Raw genomic sequence first — 16585 nt, 5'->3', positions numbered from 1 at the left:
TTACATGAACCGAGGGGTTTGGCTTCAGCTGGCGACGGCCTGTTTGCGCAAGCGCCAGGCCATGATCAGCCACACGGCCGTCACGCCAGCGAACTTTGAACCCATGGCAGTGAGGATCACGCCGGGGGTGAAGGCATCAATCATGCCGAAGAAGATGAACGTATCGAGGGGAATACTCAGCGCCGAACTTATCCACAGGCGGTCGTGCAAGGGACGCTTGGTGATGCTGAACACCAGCCAGTCGATGCACTCGGACACCGCGAAGGCCGTGGCGCTGGCCAGGGCGATGGAGGGATCGGACGTCACGTAGGACAACACCAGCGCGGCCAGCATCGCCGCGATCGCGCCATGGCCGAAACGGGTTTGCACCATGTCGCGCAAAACGAACACCAAACCACCCCAGGCCGACCAGATGATGTCCAGATGCGGAGCGGTGGAAAAGGCGTAGTTGATCAGTACGACACTGCTGATGTAAGCGATCAGGAAGAGCATGGGGCGTGGGGTACCTGTCAATTCTGGCGTGCAGGGTACTTCAGGGATTGGGGGTTGGGCCAAGGGAGGTGTTAGTGTCTGTGGGGACGCCTTCGCGGGCAAGCCTCGCTCCTACAGATCACCGATACCTGGAGCGAGGCTTGCCCGCGAAGGCCACGCCTCAATTGCCCGGTTTTCCCCCGATCATCCACATCAACCCGCTCGATTTTGCCCGCTCATGACACACCCCCAACACCTTGCGACGCTCTTCGTTGTCCATCCGGCTCCAACGAGTAATCTCTTCCACCGTGCGCTGACACCCGGTGCAGATGTCATCCTCGTCCAGCGCGCAGATATTCACGCACGGCGATCGAACCGGGCGTTCGGGCGTGCTCATTCTTCCTGCTCAACCAGATCTCGGGCATAACGCTGCGAGTTATGCACATAGTGAGCAGCGCTGGCCTCCAGCATTTTTTTCTGCGGCTCGGTCAGTTCGCGCACCACTTTGCCCGGCGAGCCCATGACCAGCGAACCGTCTGGAATCTCCTTACCCTCACCGATCAGCGAGTTGGCGCCAATGATGCAGTTCTTGCCGATTTTCGCGCCGTTGAGGATCACCGCGTTAATGCCGATCAAGCTGTAATCGCCCACCGTACAACCATGAAGCATGGCGTTGTGGCCGATGGTCACGCCGGTGCCGATGGTCAGCGGGTAACCCATGTCGGTGTGCATCACCGTGCCGTCCTGGACGTTGCTGTTCTTGCCGATCAGGATCAATTCGTTGTCGCCCCGCAGCACGGCGTTGAACCAGACGTTGGCACCCTCTTCCAGTTTGACCTTGCCCACCAGCACGGCATTGGGTGCGACCCAGCTCTGCGGATGGGTTTCGACGCGGGCGTCGCCCAGGCGATATTTCATCTTATTGTCCTCAAGGCCAGGCAGGCTCACTTGCAAAAAGCAGGATTCAGGCCATACGAACGATGGCTTCAAATATTGGTAAAGCTTTTGGGTGGGTGATGCAGGCTGATTTTGGCGTCATAGAGCAGGTTGATCAACTCGACGATCATAATCGCCGTGAGGCCCCAGATTTTGTACTCGTCAAAGCGATAGCTCGGCACGTACCAACTGCGGCCCTGGTAATCGATGCGATGGGTGTGTTCGCGCGGATCCTTGCGGAAGAACTCCAGCGGTACGCTGAAGACTGCGGCAATCTCGGCGTCGTTGGGCTTGTACTCGACAAAGTCCGGAATCACACCGACATAGGGGGTGACCTTGATGCCGTGCAGGGAGATCAACGGGCTCAGCGGGCCAATCACTTCAACCAGCCCCGGGGGCAGGCCAATTTCTTCTTGGGCCTCACGTAGCGCAGTGAAAATCAGGTCAGGGTCTTCAGGGTCACGTCGACCACCGGGAAAGGCCACTTCACCACCATGGGTCGAGAGCCCGCTGGCTCGCAGGGTCAGAACCAGTTCAGGTTCGTCACTGCGGGTGATAGGCACTAATACCGCGGCTTCGGGGAAACGTAGGTCGGTTTCCAAGGTTCGCGGCGTGTGGTTGCTTACCCGGTGAAGTAGCTCGTCCAGCATGAGTCTTCTCGATTTGTTCTCTACTTTGCATCATGCACCAATCGAACCGACCACCCAACCCCATAACCACTGCATGTCGCTAAACGACAACTTGCCGACAGACACCGCCGCACGCCAAGATAGGCACAGCATTCAGGAACCCAAGCATGAAATTTTGCAGTCAGTGCGGCAACCCGGTGACCCAGCGCATCCCAGAAGGCGATTCGCGCCTGCGTTTTGTCTGTAACAGCTGTCAGGCGATTCACTACCAGAACCCCAATATCGTCGCCGGTTGCGTGGCGACCTGGGGCTCCAAGGTCTTGCTGTGCCGACGCGCCATCGAGCCTCGGCTTGGTTATTGGACCCTGCCCGCCGGTTTCATGGAGAACGGTGAAACCATCGAGCAGGCGGCCATTCGCGAGACGGCCGAGGAAGCGTGCGCGCGGGTGCGCAACCTGACCCTCTATACGTTGATCGACGTGCCGCACATCAGCCAGGTGCATGTGTTCTTCCGCGCCGAACTGGTGGACCTGGACTTTTGCGCCGGTCCCGAGAGCCTGGAAGTGAAGCTTTTCGAAGAAGCCGACATCCCTTGGTCCGAGCTGGCTTTCCGCACAGTGGGCCGTACCTTAGAATGCTTCTTCGCTGACCGGCGGACCGAGGTCTACCCCGTGCGGTCCGAGTCGATCCCGCCGCTTGCTCAGCCTGCCATCACATAACGCTCCTGGTTCTAAAATCACCTATAACTTAATAGTCGCGACACCTCTTAGGGATATCGTTTCAATGCGCTGGCTGCTTGCCCTGTTTTGCTTGTCGTTTGTCACTGTCTCCCAGGCTTCCGTTGCGGAAACCCAGGACGGCAAAGTCATCGAAAAAATCCTGGTTCTCAAATCCGCCCACCAATTGCAATTGATCAATGACGGCAAGCCGCTCAAGACCTATCGCATCTCATTGGGAAAAAGACCCCTCGGCCCGAAACTCATGGAAGGCGACAAACGCACGCCTGAAGGTTTTTATTGGCTGGACTGGCGCAAGACCAGTGACCGTTTCAACCTGTCGATGCACATCTCCTACCCGAACATCAGCGACTCCGTCCGCGCCCGGCGCGAAGGCGTCGAGCCCGGTGGCATGATCATGATCCACGGCACCCCGGACACCGAAGAAAACCCCGAAGACCTGTTCCACACGCTGGACTGGACCGACGGCTGCATCGCCATGCGCAATATGGACATACGCGAAGTCTGGAATCTGGTGCCGGACGGCACGATGATCGAAATCCGTCCGTAGCCCCCTTCGATGATCGTTCCCACGCTCTGCGTGGGAATGCAGCCCGGGACGCTCCGCGTTCCATCCAGAGCCGAACGCGGAGCGTCCGTTGAGGCGTTCCCACGCAGAGCGTGGGAACGATCAATTGGCTACCGCTGGTCGTTCCTCGAAAAATAAAATCAAAAGATCGCTCCCCGCGGCAACTCTTATAGGGTAGATACCATTCCCATCGGTAGGAGCTGCCGCAGGCTGCGATCTTTGCTTTCAAATTCCCCACCTCTAATACCACTTCAAACCAACAACCCTACTGCCAATCAATCAGGGCAAGCTTTCCCATGCCTGCAGCAAAGTGGTCTCATTGACATGGTATTTAAGTGGTATTAATTTCCCCTCACCACCGAGCGACAACAAACCTACATCCGCATCGGACCAAACCTACATGAATGACCTCCAGGCCCTACGCCCTGACGACACCCAGCCCACGCCGTTGTACCTGCAACTGGCGCGCAACCTGGAAGCGGCGATCCATGCCGGCCAGTGGAAAGCCGAACAGGCCATGCCGTCGGAGCGCAACCTCAGCGAAATGTTGGGCATCTCCCGCGTCACCGCGCGCAAGGCGTTGGAAGTGCTGTTCGAACAAGGTCTGATCCGGCGCAACCAAGGTTCCGGCACGTTTATCACCCCACGCCTGGAACAACCCCTGTCGCGCCTCTCGGGTTTCAGCGAAATGCTGCGGCTGAAGGGCTTCGTCCCTGGTTCCCAATGGCTGGAACGGGAAATCACTCCGCCGACCCACGAAGAACTGATCCGCCTCGGCCTCTCGCCGAACGACAAGGTCGCGCGGCTCAAACGTCTGCGTAAAGCCGACGACACGGTCATGGCGATCGAGATGAGCACCCTGCCCGCCTCGATCATTCCCAAGCCGCAAGCGGTGGGCGACTCCCTCTACGAATACCTCGACGGCATTGGCAAGCCGATTGTCCGCGCCCTGCAGCACATTCAGGCGATCAACGCCTCGGATGAATTCGCCGCCCTGGTGGGCATCGCCCCAGGCACCGCCATGCTGCTGATGACCCGTGTCGGCTACCTCGAAGACAACACGCCGATCGAAGTCACCGACACCTATTGCCGCAACGACTACTACGACTTTGTTGCAGAGCTGCGCCGCTGATCAGCCACGCCGCTAAACGAGAGAACCGATCATGTCCGAAGACAACATCCTCACCGCCCACGGCTGGGTTCGCGGCCGGCTGATTCATGAACACGGCAAGGTCGTGTCGATCGAAGGCCAGCCGTGCGATCCGGCCGACAACGACCTGCCTTACCTGCTGCCGGGTTTTATCGACCTGCACGTTCACGGCGGTGGCGGCAAAGACATCATGGAAGGCGCAACCGCCTTCGAGACCATCACCAAAACCCACGTGCGTTTCGGTACCACGTCGATACTGGCGACCACCATGACCGCGCCGAGCGAAGAGATTTCCAGCGTGCTCAAAGCCCTCGGCGAGTTCTGTGAGTGGCGGCCCAAAGGCAGTGCCCGGGTACTGGGTGTGCACCTGGAAGGCCCCTACATCAACCCCGGAAAACTCGGCGCCCAACCGAACTTCGCCCACACCGCGTTGATGGCCGAAGTCGAAGAATACCTGGCCTTGGCGCCGATCCGGGTGATCACCATCGCCCCGGAAATCGCCGGCCACGATGCGTTGATCCGCGCCCTCAGCGCTCGCGGCGTGCGCATGCAAATCGGCCACACGCTCGGCAGTTACGAGGAAGGCGTGGCTGCGCTTGCGGCCGGCGCCAGCAGTTTCACCCACCTCTACAACGCCATGAGCCCGCTGCATCACCGCGAGCCAGGTATCGTCGGCGCGGCACTGGCTCACGCCAAATACGCCGAACTGATTCCGGACTTACTGCACGTACACCCCGGCGCCATCCGTGTGGCCTTGCGCTCGATCCCATGCCTGTATTGCGTCACCGATTCCACCGCCGCTGCCGGCATGCCCGACGGTGAGTACAAGCTCGGCAGCCACACCGTGACCAAATGCCTGGGTGGTGTGCGCTTGCCCGACGGCACTCTGGCCGGCAGCACGCTGACCATGGATCAGGCCCTGCGCAATCTGGTGAAGATCGGTTTGCCAATCGCCGAGGCCTCGCAACGTCTTTCGCAATTCCCCGCCGACTACCTCGGCATCACCGAACGCGGGCGCCTGCAACCCGGCGCCTGGGCCGACTGCGTGCGACTGGATCGCTCACTGAAACTGACCGCCGTCATGGTCGAAGGAGAAGACATTGACTTCAAAAATGCTTGAAGAGGCGCTGTCCTCGAGCGAGGCCGTGCAAGCCCAATTGCAACAACTCGACCCACAGATGATCGAGATCGCCGGGCGCCTGCGTCGTCAGCCGCCGCAAGTGGCGATGACTGTCGCTCGCGGCAGCTCCGACCATGCTGCCAGTTACTTCGCCTACCTGACCATGCAGCAACTGGGCATTCCGGTGGCGTCGTTGCCGATGTCGGTGGTGACGATGCAGCAAGCGCCGTTGAAGGTCAGCGGCCAAGTGGCGTTCGCCTTCTCGCAGTCCGGGCAAAGTCCCGATCTGGTGAACAGCATGCGCCTGCTGCGCAAGCGTGGCGCCCTGAGCATTTCGATGGTCAATGCCGAGAGTTCGCCGCTGGAGGCCGCGTGTGAGTTCAGCCTGCCGCTGTGTGCCGGCACCGAAAACAGCGTCGCGGCGACCAAGAGTTTTATCGCCACCCTCAGCGCCAGCGCCCGTCTGATCGCACATTGGAAAGAGGACGTAAATTTGCTGGAGGCCGGCCTCGCGCTACCGGAAGGTTTGCGCGACGCGGCGAAACAGGACTGGAGCGTGGCCATCGACGCCCTGCGTGATTGCCAGCACCTGATGGTGATTGGCCGTGGCGCCGGTTTCGCCATCGCCCAGGAAGCCGCACTGAAATTCAAGGAAACCTCGGCGATCCAGGCCGAAGCCTTCAGCAGTGCCGAAGTCCGTCACGGGCCGATGGCGTTGATCGATGAAAATTATCCACTGCTGATCTTCGCCCCACGCGGTGCCGAGCAGGCCGGTTTGCTGAGCCTCGCCGCCGACATGCGCCAGCGTGGTGCTCGCGTCCTGCTGGCCGCGCCGCATGACGTCGTCGAACGCGACCTCACCCTGAGCCGCGCCGAACACCCGATGTTTGATCCGATCCTGGCGATCCAGAGTTTCTACGTCATGGCCGCAGGCTTGGCTGTCGCCCGTGGCATGGACCCGGACCAGCCGCGGCACTTGAGCAAAGTCACGCGCACGCACTGAGTCTGACCCGTACATTTTTTCCTGATGAGACCGAGCCCATGCACAACAATAATAAAGAGCTGACCCTCAGCGCCCCGCTCAGCGGCCCGGTGCTCATGCTTGCCAAAGTCCCGGACCCGGTGTTTGCCAGCGGCGCCATGGGCGACGGGATCGCCATCGATCCGCTGAACGACACCCTCCACGCACCCTGCGCCGGCGTCGTGATGCACGTCGCCCGCACCGGCCACGCCGTCACCTTGCGTGCGGATAACGGCGCCGAATTGCTATTGCACCTGGGCCTCGACACCGTCGAGTTGCAGGGCGAAGGCTTCTCGATGCTGGTCAAGGAAGGTGCGCGAGTCAGCAACGGCCAACCGCTGTTGCGCTATGACCTGGACAAGGTCGCGCAGCGGTGTAAAAGCCTCGTCAGCTTGATGATCCTGACCAACAGCCAGGACTTTCAGGCGCGGCCTATTACGCTGAAATCAGTGAAGGTCGGCGAGCCATTGCTGCACATCATTCGTCGGCACGCACCCGATGCGATGGCTGAAATGGAGTTGTCGGGAGAAGAGATTTACGGCCACATTCGCATCGCCCACCGTGGCGGTCTGCACGCCCGGCCGGCGGCGCTGATTCGTCAGACAGCGCAAGGGTTCAAGAGTAAATCGCAGCTGCATTTCGCCGGCAAATCGGCGACCTGTGACAGCTTGATCGGGCTGATGGGTTTGGCCGTTGGCGAGCAGGACGAGGTTCAAGTCAGCTGCCAGGGCCCGGACGCCGAAGCGGCTTTGCAAGCGTTGTTGATCGCCTTGTCCACAGCGCTGGCCGAAGACAGCCACGCCGCGGCGCCGACATCGATTTCTCAGCGTAAAAGGGCAGCCGAAGCCGGTGTGCTGCACGGCGTCTGCGCCGCTCCCGGTTTGGTGGGTGGGCCGTTGTTTCGCTTGAACGCCATCAGCCTGCCGGTGGACGCCGGCCACCATGATCCCGAGCAACAACTGAAAACCCTCGCCACTGCACTGACCGTCGTGCGCAGCGAAATCGACCACACACTGGCCCAAGCCAGGAAACATAAAAACACCGACGAAGAAGCGATCTTCGCCGCCCACCTCGCCTTGCTCGAAGACCCGGCGCTACTGGACGCCGCCAACACTTCCATCGACCAAGGCATGGCCGCGACCCACGCCTGGAGCCAGTCGATCGACGTGCAGTGCGAGGTACTCCAGCAACTCGGCAGCCCGTTGTTGGCCGAACGCGCCAACGATCTTCGCGACCTCAAACAACGCGTGCTGCGCGCCCTGCTCGGCGAAACCTGGCACTACGACGTACCGGCCGGCGCGATCGGCGCCGCGCATGAATTGACGCCGTCCGACTTGCTGCAATTGAGCCAGCAAGGTGTCGCCGGGTTGTGCATGGCCGAGGGCGGCGCAACTTCTCATGTCGCCATTCTCGCGCGAGGCAAAGGTTTGCCGTGCATGGTTGCACTGGGTTCGACGCTGCTGGATCAGCCGCAAGGCCAAGCGGTTGTGCTGGATGCCGATGGTGGTCGTCTCGAACTGATGCCAAGTGCCGAACGGTTGGCCGAAGTGCATCAGGCGCGACTCGATCATCAACAGCGCCGCGCCGAGCAACAGGCTCAGGCCCATACGCCGGCGCTGACGCTCGACGGTTTGCAGATTGAAGTTGCCGCCAACGTGGCCTCCAGCGCTGAAGCGGCAGATGCCCTGGCCAATGGCGCCGACGGCGTCGGCCTGCTGCGCACCGAGTTCCTCTTCATCGACCGCAACACCGCGCCGGACGAACAGGAACAGCGCGTCACCTACCAGGCCGTGCTCGACGCCATGGGCGACAAGTCGGTGATCATCCGCACCATCGACGTCGGGGGTGACAAGCAACTCGACTACCTGCCGCTGCCGGCCGAGGCCAATCCGGTGCTGGGCTTGCGTGGCATTCGTCTGGCTCAGGTCCGTCCGGAATTGCTCGATCAGCAACTGCGCGCGCTGCTGCATGTCAGCCCGCTCTCCCGGTGTCGGATCCTGTTGCCGATGGTCACCGAAGTCGATGAGCTGCTGCACATCCGCCAGCGCCTCGACGCGTTGTGCACTGAACTTGGTGTGAATGAGCGCCCTGAGCTGGGCGTGATGATCGAAGTCCCCGCCGCCGCATTGCTGGCCGAGCAACTGGCCGAACACGCGGACTTCCTGTCCATCGGCACCAACGATTTGTCCCAATACACCCTGGCCATGGACCGCGACCACGCAGGCCTCGCCTCGCGGGTCGACGCCCTGCACCCGGCATTGCTGCGATTGATCGCCCAGACCTGCGCCGGTGCTGCGATGCATAACCGCTGGGTCGGCGTCTGCGGCGCACTCGCCTCTGATCCGTTGGCCACGCCGGTCCTGATTGGCCTGGGCATCAGCGAGTTGTCCGTCAGCCCGGTGCAGATCGGTGAAATCAAAGACCGCGTGCGCAACCTCGACGCCTCCGAATGCCGCCGCATCAGCCAGGACCTGCTCAAACTGAGCAGCGCCAGTGCGGTGCGTCACGCCTGTCACCAGCAATGGCCTCTGAGCTGAACAACTACAACAGCTCTAAAACAAAAAGAACACAGGGAGAACCGCCATGTACCAATACTTCATCGAAGGCCTGCAGCGCCTCGGCCGCGCGCTGATGCTGCCGATCGCGATCCTGCCGATTGCCGGTCTGTTGCTGCGTTTGGGTGACACCGACCTGCTGAACATCGCGATCATTCACGACGCCGGCCAGGTGATCTTCGCCAACCTGGCGATGATCTTCGCCATCGGCATCGCGGTCGGTTTCGCCAAGGACAACAACGGCACGGCAGGCCTCGCCGGAGTGATTGGCTACCTGGTGATGATCTCCACCCTCAAGGTGCTCGACGCGAGCATCAACATGGGCATGCTCGCCGGGATCATCAGCGGCTTGATGGCTGGTGCGCTGTACAACCGCTTCAAAGACATCAAGCTGCCGGAGTACCTGGCATTCTTTGGTGGTCGGCGCTTCGTGCCGATTGTCACCGGGTTCGCCGCCGTCGGACTCGGCGTAATCTTCGGCCTGATCTGGCCACCAATCCAGCACGGCATCAACAGCTTCGGCGCATTGATGATGGAGAGCGGCAGCTTCGGCGCGTTCGTCTTCGGCGTGTTCAACCGCCTGCTGATCGTCACCGGGCTGCATCACATCCTCAACAACATGGCGTGGTTCGTCTTCGGCAACTTCACCGACCCGACCACGGGCGCCATCGTCACCGGCGACCTGTCGCGTTACTTCGCCGGTGACCCGAAGGGCGGCCAGTTCATGACCGGCATGTTCCCAATGATGATCTTCGGCCTGCCCGCCGCGTGCCTGGCGATGTACCGCAATGCCTTGCCGGAGCGCCGCAAGGTCATGGGCGGGATCTTCCTGTCGATGGCGCTGACATCGTTTTTAACGGGTGTGACGGAGCCGATCGAATTCGCCTTCATGTTCCTCGCGCCGCTGCTTTATCTAGTGCATGCGTTGCTGACTGGCCTGTCGATGGCGATCACCAACCTGCTGAACATTCACCTCGGGTTTACGTTTTCCGGTGGCTTCATCGACATGATTCTCGGCTGGGGTAAATCCACCAACGGCTGGTTGGTGATACCGGTCGGGCTGGTGTATGCGGTGATCTACTACGCCGTGTTTGATTTCTGTATCCGCCGCTTCAACCTCAAGACGCCGGGGCGCGAAGAGGTGCCGACGGGCGACAAATTTGATCACCGTGGGTGCGTGTACCACGCGGCTGCGGCTGGACATGGTGGATCGCAACAAGGCAAACGATGCGGCGTTGAAAGCGCTGGGCGCGATGGCGGTTGTGCGGCCGGGCAAGGGAGGGAGTTTGCAGGTAGTGGTCGGGCCGATGGCGGACAGCATTGCTGATGAGATTCGGTTGGCGATGCCGGCTTTGGGCCGCGCAGTCGTGTCCTCCCCCGCTGCTGCTGTCGATGCGCCGCAACCTGCTGCGGTGACAACGCCGCAAGCGCAGCAATGGCTGAATGCGTTGGGCGGTGGCGAGAACGTGCTGCAGATGGATTGCATCGCCATGACCCGGATCCGGCTGCAACTGGCGGATGGCAAGGCGTTGTCGGAGTGTGATTTGAAGACGCTGGGTTGCCAGGGTGTGAGCCAGTTGGACGGTGGGGTTTGGCATTTGTTGATTGGCGATAAGGCGCCGAGTTTGAGTGGGGCGCTGGAGGCGTTGGTTAATCGTAGTGAAGTGAGTGCCAAGGTTTAGATCTTGGCTGCCTGACAATCAGTCATCGCGAGCAAGCTCGCTCCCACAATGGTTCGGCGTAGTACCACATAAACTCAAGCAGACGTGGCGTGCTGCTCAGCTTCGTAATGTCGAGTCTGGAAAGGCATGAGAGTCTGAGCCTTAAGACCAAGCCCCTCACTCAGCCCCCAAGAAGCCGCGAGCTCATCGCGGCGCTTGCGAAGCGGAACAGTCGCTACCTGCGACCTCACTTCCAGTCTGGACGTCGAGCGTAAAAAAAGCTTAAGAGCGCCGAAGGCTTCCAAGACACGGCTATCAGAAACACATGCAAAGCGCGTGAACCGCTCGAGCAAATAACCTGCGCGGCGAACTTCGAGCTCGTCAGCATGAAGACTCAGGAAGGCTTCGACTTCACTGACAAGGTCATCCTTCGAATACCAGACAACTTTAGCTGCGCGCACCAGCGCAGCGTCATCTGCTTGATTCAAAGGTTTTTTGACCAAGGTGTCCAAGGCGGATGAGAGGACGTGGCCGCTATGGGGCGTCGCCATCTGTAGTCTCCAGGTAATCTTGCAAGATATTGGTGAGAACGGAGGTCGATGGCTCTTTGTTGCCAACATATACATCAATTGCCTGCAATGCCAGACGACGGAGTTCAGTGGTCAGTATAAAACCCGCCCGGAGCAGCGCCATGACGTCGCCAATATCCTGGTCTGTCGCTCTACCTAGTTTGGATATTGCGATGTCGACAGGAGCAGCAATATGGACATGCAGCGGTGATTCTACGGAGAAATCTGTAAGGGGAAGACTTCGTTCCCAGTAGTCTTCATGAATTGGACCGAAGCTGGTGTTGTATTGAAGGTCGTAGTTCAGCTCCATCAACCGGCCGGATTGCTCATCAACAAATTGTTCAGGTACTTCCGCGAGCAAGGTATGTAGGTGAAGACTCTGTGGGAGATTTGCATAGTAAATCTCAGCGTCAACATCAGTTGACACGCGGTGATGAGTGTAGAGGTGAACGGCGCACCCTCCGAACACGATAACCTTGACCGCCCCTGGCTCTGCCCGCTCACCGACTAGTTCCAACTCGACGGATTTGAACATCGAAATTAGCGCCTGCCCAAGCGCGGTGTTCGAGTTAACCCTGGGAGTAATTGCGTCCGGCAATTCCATCTTTGAACCTCAAGTGGATTGAAGTGTTTGTGATGGACAAAGGCTGGACTTGGCACTTCCGACGGACAACCTGAAAAGGTTGTCGGATATTTCCTCGAGCGGTGTAGCCGTTATTAAGTCCCGAACAACAAAAAACCCGCTGAACGCTCATTCAGCGGGTTTCTCATTTCAGCAGCCCGGAAGATCAAAAATCCTCCAGCCGCCACACCTCATAAGCCGGCGTCTCGTAGGGATGGCTCTGCTTCAGAGCCACCACCACAGAGCGAATCAACTCATCACTGACCACAAGCTCAACCTTCCATTCCTCAACCTGCTCGACCTGCCCTGCTTCACCAATAAACGGCTGGCTGCCATCCAAAGGCCGAAACTGACCCAGACCCAAGACCTGCCACGCGCAGTGATCATAGGCCCCGATCCGCCCACCACCGGCAGCGAACACAGCACCTTTGACCACCTCGACATGGCTGGCAGGAACATAAAAACTGAGCTTATACACGGCTCTTAGTTTACCCAGACGCGAGCATTACGGAACATACGCATCCAAGGTGCATCTTCGTTCCAGTCTTCCGAGCGCCACGAGTTCTGCACCGCGCGGAACACACGCTCCGGGTGCGGCATCATGATGGTCACGCGACCGTCACGGCTGGTCAAACCGGTGATCCCGCGCGGCGAGCCGTTCGGGTTGGCCGGGTAGTTCTCGGTGACCTTGCCATGGTTGTCGACGAAACGCATCGCCACGCAACCCGACAGATCAGCTTCCAGCAACGCTTCTTCGCTGGCGAACTCGGCATGACCTTCACCGTGAGCGATCGCGATCGGCATGCGCGAACCGGCCATGCCTTGCAGGAAGATCGAGCTCGACTCCTGGACCTGAACCATCGCCACACGCGCTTCGAACTGCTCGGAACGGTTACGCACAAAGTGCGGCCAGAACTCGCTGCCCGGAATCAGCTCGTGCAGGTTGGACATCATCTGGCAACCGTTGCACACGCCGAGGGTGAAGCTGTCGTTACGTTCGAAGAAGCCCTGGAATGCATCGCGAGCGCGGCTGTTGAACAGCGCGGACTTGGCCCAGCCTTCGCCGGCGCCCAGTACGTCGCCGTAGGAGAAACCGCCGCAGGCCACCAGACCTTTGAACTCGTTCAGGTCGACACGGCCGGCCAGAATGTCGCTCATGTGCACGTCGATCGCGTTGAAACCGGCGCGGTCGAACGCGGCCGCCATTTCCACCTGACCGTTGACGCCCTGCTCACGCAGTACGGCAACCTGTGGGCGAATGCCTTTCTTGATGTAAGGCGCGGCGACGTCTTGGTTGACGTCGTAGCTCAGCTTGACGCTCAACCCCGGGTTGTCTTCTTCCAGCAACACGTCGAATTCTTGTTCGGCGCAGTCAGCGTTATCACGCAGACGCTGGATCTGGTAGCTGGTTTCAGCCCACTGACGTTGCAGCAGACGACGCTGACCTTCGAACACGGTTTCGCCGTTGAAGGTGATGTTGATCTGGCCATTGTTCATCGGCTGACCGACCACCGAGACGCAGTCACCCAGACCGGCCGCGCTGAACTGCGCAAGGATGTCCGGCGTAGCGTCCTGACGAACCTGGATCACAGCGCCCAGTTCTTCGTTGAACAGGATCGCGGCGATGTCGGCGGAGGTTTCTGCCAGACCGTCGAGGTTCAAGCTCAGGCCGCAGTGACCGGCGAAGGCCATTTCCACCACGCTGGTCAGCAGACCACCGTCGGAACGGTCGTGGTAAGCCAGCAGGTGACCATCGGCGTTGAGGCCCTGGATCACCGCGAAGAAGGCTTTGAGGTCTTCGGAATCGTCAACGTCCGGCGCTTGCGAGCCGAGCTTGCCGTGAACCTGGGCCAGGATCGAGGCGCCCATGCGGTTCTGGCCACGGCCCAGATCGATCAGGATCAGGTCGGTGGTGCCTTTGTCCATGCGCAGTTCCGGCGTCAGGGTCTGACGGATGTCAGCCACAGGCGCGAAACCGGTCACGATCAGGGACATAGGCGACGTCACGGTCTTGTCGACGCCTTCGTCGTTCCAGCGGGTTGCCATGGACATGGAGTCCTTGCCCACCGGGATGGTAATGCCCAGCTCAGGGCACAGTTCCATGCCGACCGCTTTCACGGTGTCGTACAGACGCGCGTCTTCACCTGGGTGACCGGCAGCGGACATCCAGTTGGCCGACAGTTTGATGTCGGAGATCTTGTTGATGCGCGAGGCACAAATGTTGGTCAGGGTTTCGCCGATGGCCATGCGACCCGACGCCGGAGCGTCCAGCAGTGCCAACGGAGTGCGCTCGCCCATGGCCATGGCTTCACCGGTGTAAACGTCGAAGCTGGTCGCGGTGACGGCAACGTCGGCAACAGGAACCTGCCACGGGCCGACCATCTGATCCCGGGCAACGAGGCCGGTGATGGTGCGGTCACCGATGGTGATCAGGAAGCTTTTGCTGGCCACGGCCGGGTGATGCAGAACGCGCTCTACGCAATCTGCAATCTCAAGCGTCGACGGATCGAAATCGTCACCCAGTTCGTTTTCGCGAACGGCCGAACGGTGCATGCGCGGGGCTTTGCCCAGCAGCACTTCCAGCGGCATGTCCACCGGGCTGTTGCCGAAGTGGCTGTCGGTGACCGTCAGTTGCGGCTCGGCAGTGGCTTCGCCGACGACGGCAAACGGGCATCGCTCGCGCTCGCAGATCGCCTGGAAGCGTTCGAAGTCAGCCGGGCCGACCGCCAGAACGTAGCGTTCCTGAGATTCGTTACTCCAGATTTCGTGCGGGGCCATGCCCGGCTCGTCGTTTGGAATGTTGCGCAGTTCGAAGCGACCACCACGGTTGCCGTCGTTGACCAACTCCGGGAAGGCGTTGGACAGACCGCCCGCGCCCACGTCGTGGATGAAGCTGATCGGGTTGCGTTCACCCAACTGCCAGCAACGGTCGATGACTTCCTGGCAGCGACGTTCCATCTCAGGGTTTTCGCGCTGTACGGAAGCGAAGTCCAGGTCTGCCGAGCTAGTGCCGGTGGCCATGGAGGAAGCTGCACCGCCGCCCAGGCCGATCAACATCGCCGGGCCACCGAGTACGATCAGCTTGGAGCCAACGGTGATCTCGCCTTTCTGCACGTGTTCGGCACGGATGTTACCCATGCCGCCGGCCAGCATGATCGGCTTGTGGTAACCGCGAACTTCGTCGCCACGCGGGGTGGTGATCGACTGTTCGAAGGTACGGAAATAGCCGGTCAGGGCCGGACGACCGAATTCGTTGTTAAACGCGGCGCCACCCAGTGGGCCTTCGATCATGATGTCCAGCGCGGTAACGATGCGCTCAGGTTTGCCGTACGGCACTTCCCACGGCTGTTCGAAACCCGGGATTTGCAGGTTGGACACGGTGAAACCGGTCAGGCCAGCCTTTGGCTTGGCGCCACGACCGGTAGCGCCTTCGTCGCGAATCTCGCCGCCTGAGCCGGTGGACGCGCCCGGGAACGGCGCAATCGCAGTCGGGTGGTTGTGAGTTTCGACTTTCATCAGGATGTGCACCGGCTCCTGTACCGCGCCGTACTGACGGGTTTCAGGGTCCGGAAAGAAACGGCCGGCAACGTTACCGACGATCACCGAAGCGTTGTCCTTGTAAGCCGACAGCACGCCTTCGCTGTGCATCACGTAGGTGTTCTTGATCATGCCGAACAGGCTTTTTTCCTGGCTCTGACCATCGATGTCCCAACTGGCGTTGAAGATCTTGTGACGGCAGTGCTCGGAGTTCGCTTGGGCGAACATCATCAACTCGATGTCGTGCGGGTTGCGCTTCAGGTCGACGAAGGCGTTGACCAGGTAGTCGATTTCGTCTTCAGCCAGGGCCAGGCCCAGCTCGGTGTTGGCTTTTTCCAGCGCGGCACGGCCGCCACCCAAGACGTCGATCGCGGTCAGCGGCTTCGGCTCGGCGTGGCGGAACAGGCCGGCGGCTTGTTCAAGATTGCCGAGGACGATCTGGGTCATGCGGTCATGCAGCGCATCGGAAATCAGCTGCGCTTCGGCGTCGCTGAACTGGCCAGCGACGTAGAAAGCAATGCCGCGTTCCAGGCGTTGGATTTTCGTCAGGCCGCAGTTGCGAGCGATGTCGCTGGCTTTACTGGACCATGGCGAGATGGTGCCGAAACGCGGCAACACCAGGAACAGACGACCGGTCGGCTCTTGTACCGGAACACTTGGGCCGTACTTCAGAAGGCGCGCGAGCACCTGCTGTTCGTCGCCGGTCAGGACGCCGGTGACTTCGGCGAAGTGAGCGAATTCAGCATACAAGCCACTGACAGCCGGGACCTTCTGGCTCAGTTGCTCAAGGAGTTTGCTGTGGCGAAAGGCAGAAAGGGCAGGAGCGCCGCGCAGGATCAACATCTTCGGGACAGCCTCGGGAAGGGGTGTGCTTTGAGGCCGTGCATTCTAGCCTAAACAGCCCGCGACATCACCCGAAACGGTACGGGCGGCTGCACCCGGGCGTCGGGCCGGGTGTTTGGGCCTGAAACAGGGGGTGCCAGGGGTTATTTTTGCTGTTAAAAATTAG

The 16585-nt window shown here is 60.3% G+C and carries 14 protein-coding genes and 1 pseudogene; 7 read left to right on the top strand and 8 right to left on the bottom strand.

Annotation, left to right across the window (positions count from 1 at the left end):
- Positions 1 to 24 precede the first annotated feature (24 nt).
- The 4 genes from ACYZT0_RS01830 to ACYZT0_RS01815 form a co-directional block, all read right to left on the bottom strand.
- On the bottom strand, positions 25 to 492 hold the full coding sequence (locus ACYZT0_RS01830; protein ID WP_449646424.1) for a preQ0 transporter: 468 nt from the start codon (positions 490 to 492) through the stop codon (positions 25 to 27).
- Positions 493 to 652: 160 nt separating this feature from the next.
- Positions 653 to 868 carry a DUF1289 domain-containing protein gene (locus ACYZT0_RS01825; protein WP_462044388.1) on the bottom strand — a complete coding sequence of 72 codons (216 nt, stop codon included), beginning with the start codon at positions 866 to 868 and terminating at the stop codon, positions 653 to 655.
- Positions 865 to 1389: a gamma carbonic anhydrase family protein gene (locus ACYZT0_RS01820; protein ID WP_007954617.1), complete on the bottom strand. Its 525-nt coding sequence runs from the start codon at positions 1387 to 1389 to the stop codon at positions 865 to 867. The genes ACYZT0_RS01825 and ACYZT0_RS01820 overlap by 4 nt, the downstream gene beginning before the upstream one ends.
- 68 nt (positions 1390 to 1457) lie before the next feature.
- The gene (locus tag ACYZT0_RS01815) at positions 1458 to 2057 is read right to left on the bottom strand and encodes a CoA pyrophosphatase (RefSeq protein ID WP_462044387.1); all 600 of its coding nucleotides are present in this window, start codon (positions 2055 to 2057) and stop codon (positions 1458 to 1460) included.
- 146 nt (positions 2058 to 2203) lie between these two features.
- Here ACYZT0_RS01815 and ACYZT0_RS01810 point away from each other — a divergent pair, with 146 nt between their 5' ends.
- From ACYZT0_RS01810 to ACYZT0_RS01780, 7 genes and pseudogenes are all read left to right on the top strand, one after another.
- The gene (locus ACYZT0_RS01810) at positions 2204 to 2755 is read left to right on the top strand and encodes an NUDIX hydrolase (RefSeq protein WP_462044386.1); all 552 of its coding nucleotides are present in this window, start codon (positions 2204 to 2206) and stop codon (positions 2753 to 2755) included.
- Positions 2756 to 2819: 64 nt separating this feature from the next.
- Positions 2820 to 3323 carry a L,D-transpeptidase family protein gene (locus ACYZT0_RS01805; RefSeq protein ID WP_462044385.1) on the top strand — a complete coding sequence of 168 codons (504 nt, stop codon included), beginning with the start codon at positions 2820 to 2822 and terminating at the stop codon, positions 3321 to 3323.
- Between the two features lie 418 nt (positions 3324 to 3741).
- A complete protein-coding gene (locus ACYZT0_RS01800) occupies positions 3742 to 4473 on the top strand; it encodes a GntR family transcriptional regulator (RefSeq protein ID WP_008151596.1) in 732 nt (243 codons plus the stop codon).
- 31 nt (positions 4474 to 4504) lie between these two features.
- A complete protein-coding gene (gene nagA, locus ACYZT0_RS01795; protein WP_462044384.1) occupies positions 4505 to 5611 on the top strand; it encodes an N-acetylglucosamine-6-phosphate deacetylase in 1107 nt (368 codons plus the stop codon).
- Entirely contained in the window at positions 5604 to 6614 is a 1011-nt protein-coding gene (locus ACYZT0_RS01790; protein WP_462046488.1) for an SIS domain-containing protein, read from the top strand. Before nagA ends, ACYZT0_RS01790 begins: the two co-directional genes overlap by 8 nt.
- A 38-nt stretch (positions 6615 to 6652) precedes the next feature.
- Positions 6653 to 9169, top strand: coding sequence for a phosphoenolpyruvate--protein phosphotransferase (gene ptsP, locus ACYZT0_RS01785; protein WP_462044383.1), 2517 nt, complete (start codon positions 6653 to 6655; stop codon positions 9167 to 9169).
- 46 nt (positions 9170 to 9215) lie between these two features.
- A pseudogene (locus ACYZT0_RS01780) lies at positions 9216 to 10869 on the top strand (PTS transporter subunit EIIC).
- Positions 10870 to 10943: 74 nt separating this feature from the next.
- On the opposite strand, the gene ACYZT0_RS01775 reads toward ACYZT0_RS01780, so the two are convergent.
- The 4 genes from ACYZT0_RS01775 to purL all read right to left on the bottom strand — a co-directional run bounded on the left by ACYZT0_RS01775 (position 10944) and on the right by purL (position 16419).
- A complete protein-coding gene (locus tag ACYZT0_RS01775; protein WP_282382543.1) occupies positions 10944 to 11399 on the bottom strand; it encodes a hypothetical protein in 456 nt (151 codons plus the stop codon).
- Positions 11383 to 12021: a DUF6036 family nucleotidyltransferase gene (locus tag ACYZT0_RS01770; protein ID WP_462044382.1), complete on the bottom strand. Its 639-nt coding sequence runs from the start codon at positions 12019 to 12021 to the stop codon at positions 11383 to 11385. Before ACYZT0_RS01770 ends, ACYZT0_RS01775 begins: the two co-directional genes overlap by 17 nt.
- Positions 12022 to 12205: 184 nt before the next feature.
- Positions 12206 to 12517 carry an NGG1p interacting factor NIF3 gene (locus ACYZT0_RS01765; RefSeq protein WP_462044381.1) on the bottom strand — a complete coding sequence of 104 codons (312 nt, stop codon included), beginning with the start codon at positions 12515 to 12517 and terminating at the stop codon, positions 12206 to 12208.
- A 5-nt stretch (positions 12518 to 12522) separates the two neighbouring features.
- Positions 12523 to 16419: a phosphoribosylformylglycinamidine synthase gene (purL, locus tag ACYZT0_RS01760; protein WP_462044380.1), complete on the bottom strand. Its 3897-nt coding sequence runs from the start codon at positions 16417 to 16419 to the stop codon at positions 12523 to 12525.
- Between the last annotated feature and the right edge of the window lie 166 nt (positions 16420 to 16585).

It is taken from the genome of Pseudomonas sp. ZS1P83 (genome assembly GCF_054897825.1).
Note: the sequence above shows the minus strand (reverse complement) of the source record. Positions and strands in the feature narration are given on the sequence as shown.

Bases quoted from the DNA above. Each gene is read 5' to 3' on its own strand.
- ACYZT0_RS01830 (WP_449646424.1), bottom strand. From the start codon at position 492: ATGCTCTTCCTGATCGCTTACATCAGCAGTGTCGTACTGATCAACTAC.
- ACYZT0_RS01825 (WP_462044388.1), bottom strand. From the start codon at position 868: ATGAGCACGCCCGAACGCCCGGTTCGATCGCCGTGCGTGAATATCTGC.
- ACYZT0_RS01820 (WP_007954617.1), bottom strand. From the start codon at position 1,389: ATGAAATATCGCCTGGGCGACGCCCGCGTCGAAACCCATCCGCAGAGC.
- ACYZT0_RS01815 (WP_462044387.1), bottom strand. From the start codon at position 2,057: ATGCTGGACGAGCTACTTCACCGGGTAAGCAACCACACGCCGCGAACC.
- ACYZT0_RS01810 (WP_462044386.1), top strand. From the start codon at position 2,204: ATGAAATTTTGCAGTCAGTGCGGCAACCCGGTGACCCAGCGCATCCCA.
- ACYZT0_RS01805 (WP_462044385.1), top strand. From the start codon at position 2,820: ATGCGCTGGCTGCTTGCCCTGTTTTGCTTGTCGTTTGTCACTGTCTCC.
- ACYZT0_RS01800 (WP_008151596.1), top strand. From the start codon at position 3,742: ATGAATGACCTCCAGGCCCTACGCCCTGACGACACCCAGCCCACGCCG.
- nagA (WP_462044384.1), top strand. From the start codon at position 4,505: ATGTCCGAAGACAACATCCTCACCGCCCACGGCTGGGTTCGCGGCCGG.
- ACYZT0_RS01790 (WP_462046488.1), top strand. From the start codon at position 5,604: ATGCTTGAAGAGGCGCTGTCCTCGAGCGAGGCCGTGCAAGCCCAATTG.
- ptsP (WP_462044383.1), top strand. From the start codon at position 6,653: ATGCACAACAATAATAAAGAGCTGACCCTCAGCGCCCCGCTCAGCGGC.
- ACYZT0_RS01775 (WP_282382543.1), bottom strand. From the start codon at position 11,399: ATGGCGACGCCCCATAGCGGCCACGTCCTCTCATCCGCCTTGGACACC.
- ACYZT0_RS01770 (WP_462044382.1), bottom strand. From the start codon at position 12,021: ATGGAATTGCCGGACGCAATTACTCCCAGGGTTAACTCGAACACCGCG.
- purL (WP_462044380.1), bottom strand. From the start codon at position 16,419: ATGTTGATCCTGCGCGGCGCTCCTGCCCTTTCTGCCTTTCGCCACAGC.